General features: G+C 70.1%; 16 protein-coding genes. 14 read left to right on the top strand and 2 right to left on the bottom strand.

Going from position 1 to position 12,215, the window contains the following annotated elements; all coding sequences use genetic code 11:
• Positions 1-42 precede the first annotated feature (42 nt).
• The 4 genes from fliS to ASC76_RS03035 all read left to right on the top strand — a co-directional run bounded on the left by fliS (position 43) and on the right by ASC76_RS03035 (position 1,967).
• The gene (fliS, locus tag ASC76_RS03050; protein WP_056462163.1) at positions 43-459 is read left to right on the top strand and encodes a flagellar export chaperone FliS; all 417 of its coding nucleotides are present in this window, start codon (positions 43-45) and stop codon (positions 457-459) included.
• Positions 460-500: 41 nt separating this feature from the next.
• Positions 501-803, top strand: coding sequence for a flagellar protein FliT (locus tag ASC76_RS03045; protein ID WP_056462160.1), 303 nt, complete (start codon positions 501-503; stop codon positions 801-803).
• Between the two features lie 13 nt (positions 804-816).
• Positions 817-1,578: a flagellar brake protein gene (locus tag ASC76_RS03040; RefSeq protein WP_235580320.1), complete on the top strand. Its 762-nt coding sequence runs from the start codon at positions 817-819 to the stop codon at positions 1,576-1,578.
• Between the two features lie 137 nt (positions 1,579-1,715).
• Positions 1,716-1,967 carry a hypothetical protein gene (locus ASC76_RS03035; RefSeq protein ID WP_056462156.1) on the top strand — a complete coding sequence of 84 codons (252 nt, stop codon included), beginning with the start codon at positions 1,716-1,718 and terminating at the stop codon, positions 1,965-1,967.
• A 10-nt stretch (positions 1,968-1,977) separates the two neighbouring features.
• Here ASC76_RS03035 and ASC76_RS03030 read toward each other — a convergent pair whose 3' ends face one another.
• Both ASC76_RS03030 and fliE read right to left on the bottom strand, forming a co-directional pair.
• Positions 1,978-2,403, bottom strand: coding sequence for a cupin domain-containing protein (locus tag ASC76_RS03030; protein WP_056462153.1), 426 nt, complete (start codon positions 2,401-2,403; stop codon positions 1,978-1,980).
• A 32-nt stretch (positions 2,404-2,435) separates the two neighbouring features.
• Positions 2,436-2,759: a flagellar hook-basal body complex protein FliE gene (gene fliE / locus ASC76_RS03025; protein WP_056462150.1), complete on the bottom strand. Its 324-nt coding sequence runs from the start codon at positions 2,757-2,759 to the stop codon at positions 2,436-2,438.
• Between the two features lie 171 nt (positions 2,760-2,930).
• Between fliE and fliF the strand changes: the two genes are divergently transcribed.
• The 10 genes from fliF (at position 2,931) to ASC76_RS02975 (ending at position 12,202) form a co-directional block, all read left to right on the top strand.
• Positions 2,931-4,604 (top strand): flagellar basal-body MS-ring/collar protein FliF, encoded by a 1,674-nt coding sequence (fliF, locus tag ASC76_RS03020; protein ID WP_056462147.1) that lies wholly within the window; start codon positions 2,931-2,933, stop codon positions 4,602-4,604.
• A gap of 32 nt (positions 4,605-4,636) precedes the next feature.
• Positions 4,637-5,635, top strand: coding sequence for a flagellar motor switch protein FliG (gene fliG / locus ASC76_RS03015; RefSeq protein WP_056462145.1), 999 nt, complete (start codon positions 4,637-4,639; stop codon positions 5,633-5,635).
• Complete coding sequence (locus ASC76_RS03010) at positions 5,622-6,383, top strand: flagellar assembly protein FliH (RefSeq protein ID WP_056462142.1); 762 nt, start codon at positions 5,622-5,624, stop codon at positions 6,381-6,383. The genes fliG and ASC76_RS03010 overlap by 14 nt, the downstream gene beginning before the upstream one ends.
• Positions 6,380-7,807 (top strand): flagellar protein export ATPase FliI, encoded by a 1,428-nt coding sequence (gene fliI / locus ASC76_RS03005; RefSeq protein ID WP_056462139.1) that lies wholly within the window; start codon positions 6,380-6,382, stop codon positions 7,805-7,807. Before ASC76_RS03010 ends, fliI begins: the two co-directional genes overlap by 4 nt.
• A gap of 13 nt (positions 7,808-7,820) precedes the next feature.
• Positions 7,821-8,288, top strand: a complete 468-nt coding sequence (locus ASC76_RS03000) for a flagellar export protein FliJ (RefSeq protein ID WP_056462136.1) — start codon at positions 7,821-7,823, stop codon at positions 8,286-8,288.
• Between the two features lie 16 nt (positions 8,289-8,304).
• The gene (locus ASC76_RS02995; protein ID WP_056462133.1) at positions 8,305-9,573 is read left to right on the top strand and encodes a flagellar hook-length control protein FliK; all 1,269 of its coding nucleotides are present in this window, start codon (positions 8,305-8,307) and stop codon (positions 9,571-9,573) included.
• 160 nt (positions 9,574-9,733) lie between these two features.
• Positions 9,734-10,396 carry a flagellar basal body-associated protein FliL gene (gene fliL, locus ASC76_RS02990; protein ID WP_056463116.1) on the top strand — a complete coding sequence of 221 codons (663 nt, stop codon included), beginning with the start codon at positions 9,734-9,736 and terminating at the stop codon, positions 10,394-10,396.
• A 1-nt stretch (position 10,397) separates the two neighbouring features.
• Positions 10,398-11,402: a flagellar motor switch protein FliM gene (fliM, locus tag ASC76_RS02985; protein ID WP_056462130.1), complete on the top strand. Its 1,005-nt coding sequence runs from the start codon at positions 10,398-10,400 to the stop codon at positions 11,400-11,402.
• The gene (gene fliN / locus ASC76_RS02980) at positions 11,392-11,829 is read left to right on the top strand and encodes a flagellar motor switch protein FliN (RefSeq protein WP_056462127.1); all 438 of its coding nucleotides are present in this window, start codon (positions 11,392-11,394) and stop codon (positions 11,827-11,829) included. The genes fliM and fliN overlap by 11 nt, the downstream gene beginning before the upstream one ends.
• 7 nt (positions 11,830-11,836) lie before the next feature.
• A complete protein-coding gene (locus tag ASC76_RS02975; RefSeq protein ID WP_056462124.1) occupies positions 11,837-12,202 on the top strand; it encodes a flagellar biosynthetic protein FliO in 366 nt (121 codons plus the stop codon).
• Positions 12,203-12,215 lie beyond the last annotated feature (13 nt).

Raw genomic sequence — 12,215 nt, 5'->3', positions numbered from 1 at the left:
AGAACCATCGCAGACGCACCACCCTGCCCCGGAGTAGTACCGATGTTCACCCAGAGCCGCCCGCATCAGCAATCGATGTCCACGATGTACCACAAGGTGCAGACCGACACCGGCGTCGACGCCGCCTCGCCGCACCGCTTGGTCGAGATGCTGTTCGAAGGGTTCTTCGATTCGTGCTCGCAGGCCCGCGGCCACATCCGCGCCGGCAACGTCGAACAGAAGTGCCGCTCGCTGGCCCGCGCCGCGCGCATCGTCGACGAAGGCCTGAAGGCCCCGCTCGACCTGCAGGCCGGCGGCGAACTCGCCAAAGACCTGCGCGACCTGTACGCGTACGTCACGGTGCGACTGACCCATGCCAACCTGCAGAACGACGAGGCGGCGGTCGACGAGTGCCAGCGCCTGATGCGCCCGATTTACTCGGCCTGGACCGCGATCGGCGGACAGGTCGGCTCGGCATGAACACGACTTCCCCTTCCGCTTCAGTCACCCGGGACGCGACCATGAAGAACGCCCTCTTGAACTACTACCAGGCCATCGAAAAGGCGAGCCAGGACATGCTGGCCGCCGCCCGCGTCGGCAACTGGGACGAGGTGCTCAAGCTCGAAGGCGCCTGCGCGCTGCTGATCTCGCAGCTCAAGCAGACCGCCGCCGGCGAGAAACCGCTGGGGCAGGAAGAGGCGCAGTTCAAGTCGCGCATCATGCAGCGCATCCTCGTCAACGACGCCGAGGTGCGCCAGCTCGCCGAGCCGTGGCTCGACGACCTGAACGAGCTGCTCGCCGGCCGCACCCCCACCTTCCACTGAGGAGCGCACGGCCGTGTTCGAAACGTTGCCGATGCCGCTCGACGCGCTGGGCGCTGCGCCTGGTGGGCTGGACGAGTTCCGCGTCACCGCGCCCGGCGAGATCGCCACGCTGCTGCGCCGCCTGTACGACGGCAACGCCGAGCTCAACCTGCACGCCGGTGAAGGCGTCAGCGTGGCGGCGACGGTGTGGACGACCGACGCCGGACGCGGCTCGATCGGCTTCAGCGTCGATGCCGCCGATCCGGCATTGAACGCGCTGCTCGAGAGCGACGAGGTCGTCGCGGTCGGCTACCTGGACAGCGTCAAGGTCCAGTTCGACCTCAGCCGCCTGATGCTGGTCCGCGGCGCGCGCGCCTGCGTGCTCAGCGCCGGCTACCCGCGCGAAGTCTTTCGCTTCCAGCGTCGCAGCGCCTACCGCGTGCGCCCGCTGCTGCGCGGGCAACCGGTCGCGCGCGTGCGCCACACCGACATTGCCGAGATGCAGCTCGCGCTGCGCGTGCTCGACGTCAGCATCGGCGGCTGCGCGCTGCTGCTGCCCGAGGACGTGCCGCCGATGCAGGTCGGCGGGCTGATCAACCAGGTCGAGATCGAGCTCGACGCCGACACCCGTTTCCACGTGGACCTGCGCCTGCAGCACGTCACCTCGCTGAACACCGATGCCAACGGCGTGCGGCTGGGGTGTGAATTCGTGCGGGTCGACCCGGCCGCGCAGCGTGCGCTGCAGCGCTTCATCGACCAGACCCAGAAGCGCGGCAAGCTGCTGTCGCTGGGCTGAGAACGCCGCCGAAACGGGCGATCGCGAGAAAAGCACAACATTTCGACGCAAGTTCGAGCAATCGGGCCTCAAGGTTCCCGCGTCCGCTGCCGATAGCAGCGGAACAGCCTCTCCGGCAAGGGGGCAAGGAGCGCATCATGGCCATTCCCAGCATCACGGGCGTCGGCCGCGTCTCGGTCACGAGCGCGGACACGCCGTCCACGACCAGCGCCGCGGCGCGCCCGCCGCAGGCGCTCCCGGTCGAGATCGACGAAATCACCCAGCAGCCGCTGCCGCCACGTTTTCCGTGGCTGAGCCGGCTGTCGCACCAGCTCGAGTCGGCTTCGGGCCAGCGCCCGGCGTTCTCGCCGGCGCCGCTGCTCGGCGACCACGTCGACCAGCAGGTCTGAACCGCGCGCGTCAGCCCGGCGGTGCCCAACCAGGCGGCGCCAGCTCGAAGCCGGCGAACTCGAAGCCGGGCACCACCACGCACGCCACCAGGCACCAGCCCTCCCCGGCTTCGGCCGCCTGCCAATGGCCGGGCGGCACGACGTGCTGCGGCTGCTGACCGGCCGCGGCGTCCACCCCGATCACGATCGCCCGCGTGCCCGATTCGTCCGCGACGCGCAGCGTCGGCGGGGTGCCGGCCTGGTAGATCCACAATTCCGCGGCATCGACCCGGTGCCAGTGCGAGCGCTGCCCGTGTTCGAGCAGGAAGAGGATCGAGGTGCCGGCCGCGCGGCCGTCCGGACCGGCGGGCGCGCGCCAGGTCTCGCGGTACCAGCCGCCTTCGGGGTGCGGGGCCAGGCTCAGGCGCCGGATCAGGTCGGTCGGGTCGTTGCTCATGGCCGCAGCTTAGCCGCGCCGCGTTCGATGGATCAGACCTGCATCGACATGATGTCGGAATAGGCCTGGACCATCTTGTTGCGCACCTGCAGCGTCGCCTGGAAGCCGATCTGGGCCTTCTGCATCGCGACCATGGTCTGCTCGATGCTGACGGTCGGGTTGTCGAGTTGCACCTCGCGCTGCATCGCGGTCGCATCGGTCTGCGACTTGCTCACCGCGCCCAGCGCCTGGCTCAGCGCGTGCTGGAAGCCGGCGCCCTCGACGGGGCCGCTCTTGTGGAGCGGCTGGCCGTTCGTGGCCAGGCCGGCGCGGGCGACGGCCTGGGCGAAATCGAAGGGTTTGAGGGTGACGTTCATGAGGCGTGCTCCCGTGATTGGGGATGTCGCCATCGTAGGCAGCCCGGGCCGGCGCCAAGTCGGGAACTGAGGCGGCTTTGTCCGGCTGTTCGCCCCTTTCGTCGGGGTCAAGTTCCCGAACAATCGCTTTCAACCGGGACAACTCCGCCCCGGAACGGAACCTGACGACCCATGAACGACGCAGTCGCCATCAACCCCGCTCTCCCGCTCGTCGAACCGGCGAGCTTCGCCGGCCGCATGGCCGCGCTGCCGATGCGCAGCAAGCTCAGCATGGCACTGGGCGTGGCGGCGCTGGCCGGGGTGGTGCTGGCGATGACGATGTGGAGCAGCAAGGGCGACTTCAAGGTGCTGTACGCGAACCTGTCCGACAAGGACGGCGGCGCGGTCATCGCCCAGCTCTCGCAGATGAACGTGCCCTACCGCATGAGCGAAGGCGGCGCGGCGATCCTGGTGCCGGCGCTGCAGGTGCACGACCTGCGCCTGAAGCTCGCGACCGCGGGGCTGCCGAAGGGCTCGGTCTCGGGCTACGAGCTGATGGACAGCGCCCGCTTCGGCCAGACCCAGTTCCAGGAGCGCCTGACCGCGCAGCGCGGTCTCGAAGGCGAACTGACCCGCTCGATCACCTCGATGGCCGCGGTCCAAAACGCCCGCGTCCACCTGGCGCTGCCGAACCAGAACGGCTTCTTCCGCGAGCAGCAGAAGCCCAGCGCGTCGGTGCTGCTGACGCTGCACCCCGGCCGCTCGCTCGACCGTGCGCAGGTCGCCGGCATCGTCCACCTGGTCTCGAGCAGCGTGCCCGAGCTCGACCCGAAGTCGGTCAGCGTGCTCGACCAGACCGGCGCGCTGCTGACCAGCGGCGGCGACGGTCAGCCCTCGGCCGGGCTCGACGCGCAGCAGCTGCAGTACGTGAACCAGATCGAGAGCGGCTACTCGAAGCGCATCCTCGAACTGCTGGAGCCGATCGTCGGCCGCGACAACCTGCGCGCCACGGTTGCCGCCGACATCGACTTCTCGCAGACCGAGGCGACCTCGGAAGAATTCAAGCCCAACCAGGGCGCCGAGGCCAAGGTCTCGATCCGCAGCCAGCAGGTCTCCGAGCAGCCCGGCGGCGCCGGCGCGCAGCCCAGCGGCGTGCCGGGTGCGGCCTCCAACCAGCCGCCGGTGGCCGCCACCGCGCCGCTGACCGGCGCCTCGCAGCCGCTGCAGACCGCGCAGGGCGGCACCGCCGGCGCCGGTGCCAGCGGCCGGCGTGATGCGACCACCAACTACGAAGTCGACAAGACCGTGCGCGTCACGCGCAACGCCAGCGGCAACGTCAAGCGCCTGAACGCCGCGGTCGTCGTCAACAACCGCTCGGTCACCGACGCCAAGGGCAAGACCACCCAGGTGCCGCTGTCGACCGAGGAGATCGACAAGCTGACCGCCCTGGTGCGCGAGAGCATCGGCTTCAAGCAGGAGCGCGGCGATTCGGTCAAGGTGATCAACGCGCCGTTCAAGGTCGAGCCGGTCAACACGGTCGACGTGCCGCTGTGGAAGAACCCGGACGTGATCGACACGCTGCGCAGCCTGGCGGTGCCCGCGGGCCTGGCGCTGGTCGCGCTGCTGGTGTTCTTCGGCCTGGTGCGCCCGGCCCTGAAGGCCGCGCTTGCGCCGCCGCCCGCGCCCGCACCGGGTGCCAAGCTGAGCGCGGTCGTCGACGACGCGCAGGACCTGCCGGCCCTGCCGGCCCCGAAGAGCGTGGAGCACCTCGCGAACGCGAAGGCGCTCGCCAAGGACAACCCGGCCGCGGTGGCGGGCATCGTGCGCGGCTGGGTCAGCGGCGAGACCGTCGCGGCCAAGAGCTGACGGCATCGAACAAGAACACAAGGAGCAGTACGGTGGACGACACGGGTCTGGAAAACGCAGCGATCCTGCTGATGTCGCTGGGCGAGGAAGAAGCCGCCGGCGTCTTCAAGCACCTGACGCCGAAGGAAGTGCAGGGCCTGGGCGAGACGATCCAGAAGATGAAGTCGATCTCGCGCGAGCGCGTCGACGGCGTGCTGGAGATGTTCAACAACTCGGCGGCCGATCAAAGCATGCTGGTCAGCGACACCGACGAGTACGTCAAGTCGGTGCTGCGCAAGGCGCTGGGCGACGACAAGGCCAACCTGCTGATCGACCGGATCATGCAGGGCGGCGGCGACACGGCGGGCATCGAGAGCCTGAAGTGGATGGACCCGACCTCGGTCGGCGAGCTGCTGCGCATCGAGCATCCGCAGATCGTCGCGGCGATCCTCGTGCACCTGGATTTCGACCACGCGGCGGATGTGCTGAAAACCTTTTCCGAGCGCCAGCGCAATGAAGTTCTGGTTCGGGTCGCCACGCTCGACGGCATCCAGCCCTCGGCGCTGAAGGACCTGAACGAGGTGATGGGCCGCGTGCTCGCCGGCGGCGAGCGCACCCGCAAGACCACGCTGGGCGGCGTCAAGGCCGCAGCCGAGATGATCAACCTGATGGGCACGAGCGTCGAGACCGCGGTGCTCGACTACATCCGCGAAGCCGACAACGATCTCGCGCAGAAGATCATGGACAACATGTTCACGTTCGACGATCTCGAGAAGATCGACGACAAGGGCATCCAGGCGCTGCTGAAGGAAGTGCAGAGCGAATCGCTGGTGATTGCGCTGAAGGGCGCGACGCCGGAGATGCGCGAGAAGGTGTTCAAGAACATGTCCACGCGCGCCGCCGAGACGCTGCGCGAGGACCTCGAATCGCGCGGCCCGGTCCGGGTCTCGGAGGTCGAGGCCGAGCAGAAGGAAATGCTGAAGGTCGTGCGCCGCCTGGCCGACGAAGGCCAGATCGTGCTGAGCGGCGGAGGCGACGATGACTTCCTCTGAACCGCGCGACCCGTTCCGCGGCGCCAAGAACATCCCGTCGCGGAACGACGCGGCCCGCGCCTACGCCCGCTTCATCCCGCGCGAGGAGCTGAACGACGTCAAGGCCTGGCAGCCGGGCGATCTGGCCGGCGGCCCGCCGCCGCAGGCCAACGTGCAGCGCGCACCCGACGAAGCCCCGAAACCCGACGTGGCGGCGCAGCTCGCCGCGCAGCTGCGCGCCGCGCGCCAGGCCGGCTACCAGGACGGCTACCGCGACGGTCTCGTCGCACTCGACGGCTTCAAGCAGAGCTACGCCGCGCAGACCACCGCGCAGATCGGCGCACTGCTGCAATCGCTCGGCAACGAGCTCGGCGGGCTGCAGCAGGACATGGCCCGCACGCTGGCGATCTCCGCGACGCACCTGGCGCGCCAGATCGTGCGCAGCGAGCTCGCATCGAACCCGGCGCTGGTCGCCGCGGTGGCGCAGGAAGCCATCGACACGCTGCTGCTCAGCGCGAAGCACATCACGCTGCGCGTCCACCCCGACGACCACCCGTTCGTCGCGCAGGGCGCGGCCGACGTGCTGGCCGCCCGCGGCGCGCGGCTGCTGTCCGACGCGACGATGGCGCGCGGCGGCGTGCTGGTCGAATCCGACATCGGCGTGATCGACGCGACGCTCGAGACCCGCTGGCGCCGAGCTGCCGCGTCGCTGGGCTGCGACGAAGGCTGGGACGCGACCGAGCCGGTCGAACCGGACACCGACGCATGACCCCCATGCCGCAAGCGGGCGCCGTGCCGCCCGCCGCCGCCGACAAGTGGCAACGCTACCTCGCCGACATGCGCAGCTTCTCGGCCGACAAGGTGCGGCTCGAGACGCAGGGCCTGCTGGTCCGCGTGACCGGGCTGGTGCTCGAGGCCGCCGGCATTCGCGTGCCGGTCGGCTCGGTCTGCGAAGTGCGCATGGAAGGCCAGTCGCCGGTGATCGCCGAGGTCGTCGGCTTCTCGGGCGACCGCGCCTACCTGATGCCCACCGGCGACGTGACCGGCCTGGCCAGCGGCGCGCGCGTCGTGCCGCGGCCCTCGCCGGTCGTGCCGATGAAGCTCGGCGCCGCGCGCCACCCGTGGCGCCGCAACGAGGACCGCACGCTGCACCTGCCGGTCGGCGACGGCCTGCTTGGCCGGGTCGTCGACTCGCACGGCCACCCGATGGACCGCAAGGGCCCGATCGACCATGTGCACAAGGAGCCGCTGACGCGCCGCCCGATCAACGCGATGGACCGCGACCCGGTGCGCATCCCGCTCGACACTGGCGTGCGCGCGATCAACGCGATGCTCACCGTCGGCCGCGGCCAGCGCATCGGCCTGTTCGCCGGCACCGGCGTGGGCAAGTCGGTGCTGCTCGGCATGATGGCGCGCTACACCGCGGCCGACGTGATCGTCGTCGGGCTGATCGGCGAGCGCGGCCGCGAAGTGAAGGAATTCATCGAGGACATCCTCGGCGAGGAAGGCATGCGCCGCTCGGTCGTCGTGGCCGCCCCGGCCGACGCGCCGCCGCTGGTGCGGATGCAAGGCGCCAACTACGCCACCGTGATCGCCGAACACTTCCGCGACCGCGGCCAGAACGTGCTGTTGCTGATGGATTCGCTCACCCGCTATGCGATGGCGCAGCGCGAGATCGCCCTGGCGATCGGCGAGCCGCCCGCGACCAAGGGCTACCCGCCGAGCTGCTTCGCGAAGCTGCCGCAGCTCGTCGAGCGCAGCGGCAACGGCCTGAAGGGCGGCGGCTCGATCACCGCGTTCTACACCGTGCTCAGCGAAGGCGACGACCAGCAGGACCCGATCGCCGATGCGGCACGCGGCATCCTGGACGGCCACATCGTGCTGTCGCGCGAGCTGGCCGAGGCCGGCCACTACCCGGCGATCGACATCGAGAAATCGGTCTCGCGGGTGATGACCAGCGTCGCCAGCAGCGAGCACGTCGAAGCCGCACGGCGCTTCCGCCAGCTGCATGCACGCCACAACAAGGCCCGCGACCTGATCCAGCTCGGCGCCTACGCGCCGGGGCACGACGCCGAACTCGACACCGCGGTGCGCCTGCACCAGCCGATGGTCGCGCTGCTGCAGCAGGGCATGCACGAGAGCGCGGCGATCGGCAACAGCGTCCAGCACCTGCGCGCGGTGATCGCGGCTTGAACCAGAGAACCCCGTGACCGACATCCAGACGCTAACGATCCTCCTGGGCCAGAACGAGCGCCAGCGCGACGCGGCGCTCGCCGAGAAACAGCGCGCTCAGGGCGCCGCCGACGCTGCGAAGGCGCAGGCCGAGCAGCTGCGCCACTACCGGCGCGACTACGAGCAGCGTTGGGGCACGCAGTTCAAGCGCGAAGGCAAGATCGAGCTGGTGCACTGCTACCAAAGCTTCATGGAGCGGTTGACGCTGGCCGTGGAGCAGCAGACGCGGATCGCGGAGCACGCAGCGCAAGGCGCGGAACGCGCGGTGCTCGCGGTGCGCGAGGCCGAACTGCGTTGCGCCTCGGTGCGCAAGCTGATCGAACGGCGGCTCGCCGAGCAGCGCCTGCAGCTCGAACGCCGCGACCAGAAACAGACCGACGAAGCGGCCAGCCGCGCGGCCTGGACGCGCATCGGCGCGACCCGCCCCGCCCCCTTGATGTGAGCCCGGAACGAACCTCATGCTGACCCTGCACCCCGCCTCCCTGCGCACTGGCACGACGCCGGCCGACCTGCCGCTGACGAGCGCCAGCAGCGATCCCGCCGGTTTCGCGTCGCTGCTCCGACAAAGCCGGAACGTCGCGCCGCCGATGCCGGCTACGCCCCCTGCACCGGCGCCGCAGGCGGCCGTTCCGGCCCACGACGCGCCAAAAGCGAAGGCACCCGAATCGGCCCCCGAGCACGACGACGCGTCGACCGCCGAAGCCAGCGACGCGGCACCGGAGGCCGACACCGCGGGCCGCGCCCGCGCGCTGCAACGCACCCGGCTGCGCGCCGCGGAAGGCCGCGGCGACGCGAACCGCGCCACGCCGCCAGCCAGCACCCATGCGGCGCCGGGCTCGGCCCGCGCCGAGGCCGCGGCGGCCGCGACCGACGACACCGCGACAGCGCCCGGCCAAGCCGACCCGACGCCCGCGCCGATCGACCCGGCCGTGATGCACTGGCTGGCCGACCAGCAACGCCTGCCCAACGCCCCGGCTGCCCGCGGCCAGGGCGACGCGGACCATGCCGACGCGACGCTGAAGGACGCCCCGCCGGAAACCGCCACCGACGGCCTCGGTCGCGCGCGTCCTGCCAGGGGCCTGGTCGCCGAGCGCGACGCCGAACCCGCCACGCCGCACGTCCGCGCCACCGACCTGCCGGCGACCGCCCCATTCGCCGCCGCGCTGGCCGAGCAGCGTGCGGCGGAGAAACCGGTCGCAGCCGAGCGCGGTGCCGTCCGCGGCGCCGACGCCGTGGGCGCCAGCAGCGCCGCCGCCATCGCGGCGCCCGACACCACGCCCCGCGCCGCCACCCCCGCCGTGGCCATCGCCGCACCGGTCCAAACGCCCGACTTCGCCCAGGAACTCGGGCTGCGCCTGAGCGTGCTGGCGCGCGACGGCGTGCACGAGGCCGAGCTGCACCTGAACCCGACCGACATGGGCCCGGTCTCGGTGCAGATCGTGATGGACGGCACCCAGGCCCGGATCGATTTCGGCGCCGACGTGGCCGCCACCCGCCAGGCCATCGAAGCCGGCCTGCCCGAACTGGCCAGCGCGCTGCGCGACGCCGGCTTCACGCTCGCCGGCGGCGGTGTCTCGCAGCACGCCGGCGGCCGCCGCGAGGGCGGCGAGTCCGGCGACCACGGTGCCGGCAAGGAGCGCCGCGCTGTCGCCGCGCCGGAGTTGCAGCGCGTGACCACGGCCGCGCGCCGCCTGGTGCGTGCCGGCGGCGTCGACACCTTCGCGTAAGGCGACCCGGCCGGCCGCCTCGCCAGGCGGCTTACTGGGCGCCTAAACGCCCGCTTATCGCCGCTTCGATCCGGCGCCGCGCTTCCACAATTTCCTTCATGCCGTCGTGGGCCGCGAGTCGTTTCGCGTCACGCAGACGGCGCGAACCGAAGGAGTGACGATGTCCGCTGCCGCTGCCCCCACCGTGACCGCCGGCGCTGCCGTGCCCGCGAAGAAGGGCAAGAAGAAGCTGATCATCATCGCCGTGGCGGTGCTGCTGGTGCTGCTGATCGCGGGCGGCGGGGCCGCGTTCTTCCTGAAGAAGCGCGCCGCCGCGCAGGCCGCCGAGAACGGCGACGAGACCACCGCCCAGGCCGACGCCGCCCACCACAGCGACAAGCCGGACCTCAAGCACCCCCCGACCTTCCTGCCGCTCGACCCGTTCGTCGTCAACCTGGCCGACAAGGACACCGACCGCTACGCGCAGGTCGGCATCACGATCGAGGTGGTCGATGCCAAGTTCGCCGAACAGATGAAGCTGTTCATGCCGGCGATCCGCAACGGCATCCTGATGATCCTGGCGCACAAGAGCTCCAAGGAACTGCTCGACCGCACCGGCAAGGAAGAGCTCGCCGCCGAGATCCTGCGCGACGCCTCCCGCACGATGGGCATCGAGGTCGACGAGCCGGAGCAGCCGGTCGCCGCGAAGAAGACCGAGGGCGAGGAGGTCATCGACGACGAGGTGCCCGCGCCGACGAAGAAGAAGGCCAAGAAAAGGAAGAAGGCCGACGCCGAGCCGAACCCGATCAAGCACGTGCACTTCTCGAACTTCATCGTCCAGTGACATGAACCAGCAGATCCTCTCGCAAGACGAAGTCGACGCGCTGCTGCAGGGCATCACCGGCGAAAGCCAGAAGCTCGAGCAGGAGGCGGTCGACGATGGCGCGATCCGCAACTACGACCTGGCCAGCCAGGAGCGGATCGTCCGCGGGCGCATGCCCACGATGGAGATCATCAACGAACGGTTCGCCCGCAACATCCGGATCGGCCTGTTCAACTTCATCCGCCGCAGCCCGGAGATCTCGATCGGCAGCATCAAGGTGCAGAAGTACAGCGCCTTCCTGCGCGAGATCGTGGTGCCGACCAACTTCAACATCGTCAGCGTGCGGCCGCTGCGCGGCTCGGGACTGATCGTCTGCGACCCGACGCTGGTGTTCGCGGTGATCGACGCGCTGTTCGGCGGCGCCGGCAAGTACCACACCCGCATCGAGGGGCGCGACTTCTCGCCGACCGAACAGCGCATCATCGGCCGACTGGTCGACGTGATCACGGCCGAGTACAAGAAGGCCTGGACCGGCATCTACCCGCTCGAGCTCGACTACCAGCGCTCGGAGATGCAGCCGCAGTTCGCGAACATCGCGACGCCGAGCGAGATCGTCGTCGCGACGAGCTTCACGCTGGAGATCGGCGACACCAGCGGCACCATCCACTTCTGCATCCCGTACGCGACGCTCGAGCCGATCCGCGACGTGCTGTATTCGACGATCCAGGGCGACGCGGCCGAGCCCGACCGCCGCTGGGTCAATCTGATGAAGCAGCAGATCCAGTCGGCAAACGTCGAACTGATCGCCGAGCTGGCGCAGGCGCCGGCCACGGTCGAGCAGCTGCTGTCGCTCAAGGTAGGTGACTTCATCGAGCTGGATCTGCAACAGGCCATCCAGGCCAAGGTCGTCGGCGTGCCGGTGTTCGATTGCCACTACGGCACCTCGAACGGCAAGTACGCCCTCAAGGTCAATCAACTGCTGACCAACGCCGAACAGGGTTGGCTGGGAGACTCACATGTCAGCTGACAACACGGCGCCGCAGGAAGACGCGGACGCGATGGCCGCCGAATGGGCCGCGGCCCTGGCCGAATCCAAGCCCGAGACGGCCTCCGAGGTGCATGCCGCCGCGGACCAGATCTCGCCCGCGTCGTTCCAGAACTTCACGCCCACCGGCGCGAGCACGGCCGGCAACGACATCAACATGATCCTGGACATCCCGGTCCAGCTGACCGTGGAGCTGGGCCGCACGCGGATTCCGATCAAGCACATCCTGCAGCTCGCGCAGGGCTCGGTCGTCGAGCTCGAGGCGCTGGCCGGCGAGCCGATGGACGTGCTGGTCAACGGCTACCTGATCGCGCAGGGCGAGGTCGTGGTGGTCAACGACAAGTTCGGCATCCGGCTGACCGACATCGTGACGCCGAGCGAGCGCATGCGCCGCCTGAGCCGGGGCTGATTCCGACATGCAAGCTTCTTCCGGCGCGTTCACTTCGCTGCTGTGGTTCGTAGCGGTCATCGTGATGATCCCGGCAGCGCTGTGGCTGCTCAAGCGCACCCCGCTGGGCGGCGGCGCGGCGGGCAACGCCATGCGCAGCATCGCGGCGCTGCCGCTGTCGGCGAACCAGCGCATCGTGACCATCGAGGTCGGCCAGGGCGACGAGCGCCGCTGGCTGGTGCTCGGCGTCACGGCCCAATCGATCACCACGCTGCACACGATGGCGCCGCAAGGCGACGCGGCGAGCGATGCGCTCCCCGCAGCCCCGCTGCCGGCGTTCGCGCAGCTGCTCGGCAAGTTCCGCCAGGACAAGGGGACGGCCGGTGAACGCTGAGCGATCTTCTTTC

This window comes from Rhizobacter sp. Root404, from assembly GCF_001425865.1.
Classification (GTDB): domain Bacteria; phylum Pseudomonadota; class Gammaproteobacteria; order Burkholderiales; family Burkholderiaceae_C; genus LMDS01.
Note: the sequence above shows the minus strand (reverse complement) of the source record. Positions and strands in the feature narration are given on the sequence as shown.

What these genes read in the sequence shown, in the direction of transcription:
- ASC76_RS02975 (WP_056462124.1), top strand. Translation starts at nt 11,837, where the DNA reads ATGCAAGCTTCTTCCGGCGCGTTCACTTCGCTGCTGTGGTTCGTAGCG.
- fliM (WP_056462130.1), top strand. Translation starts at nt 10,398, where the DNA reads ATGAACCAGCAGATCCTCTCGCAAGACGAAGTCGACGCGCTGCTGCAG.
- ASC76_RS03030 (WP_056462153.1), bottom strand. Translation starts at nt 2,403, where the DNA reads ATGAGCAACGACCCGACCGACCTGATCCGGCGCCTGAGCCTGGCCCCG.
- fliE (WP_056462150.1), bottom strand. Translation starts at nt 2,759, where the DNA reads ATGAACGTCACCCTCAAACCCTTCGATTTCGCCCAGGCCGTCGCCCGC.
- ASC76_RS03045 (WP_056462160.1), top strand. Translation starts at nt 501, where the DNA reads ATGAAGAACGCCCTCTTGAACTACTACCAGGCCATCGAAAAGGCGAGC.
- fliF (WP_056462147.1), top strand. Translation starts at nt 2,931, where the DNA reads ATGAACGACGCAGTCGCCATCAACCCCGCTCTCCCGCTCGTCGAACCG.
- fliN (WP_056462127.1), top strand. Translation starts at nt 11,392, where the DNA reads ATGTCAGCTGACAACACGGCGCCGCAGGAAGACGCGGACGCGATGGCC.
- fliI (WP_056462139.1), top strand. Translation starts at nt 6,380, where the DNA reads ATGACCCCCATGCCGCAAGCGGGCGCCGTGCCGCCCGCCGCCGCCGAC.
- ASC76_RS02995 (WP_056462133.1), top strand. Translation starts at nt 8,305, where the DNA reads ATGCTGACCCTGCACCCCGCCTCCCTGCGCACTGGCACGACGCCGGCC.
- ASC76_RS03035 (WP_056462156.1), top strand. Translation starts at nt 1,716, where the DNA reads ATGGCCATTCCCAGCATCACGGGCGTCGGCCGCGTCTCGGTCACGAGC.
- ASC76_RS03010 (WP_056462142.1), top strand. Translation starts at nt 5,622, where the DNA reads ATGACTTCCTCTGAACCGCGCGACCCGTTCCGCGGCGCCAAGAACATC.
- fliS (WP_056462163.1), top strand. Translation starts at nt 43, where the DNA reads ATGTTCACCCAGAGCCGCCCGCATCAGCAATCGATGTCCACGATGTAC.
- fliL (WP_056463116.1), top strand. Translation starts at nt 9,734, where the DNA reads ATGTCCGCTGCCGCTGCCCCCACCGTGACCGCCGGCGCTGCCGTGCCC.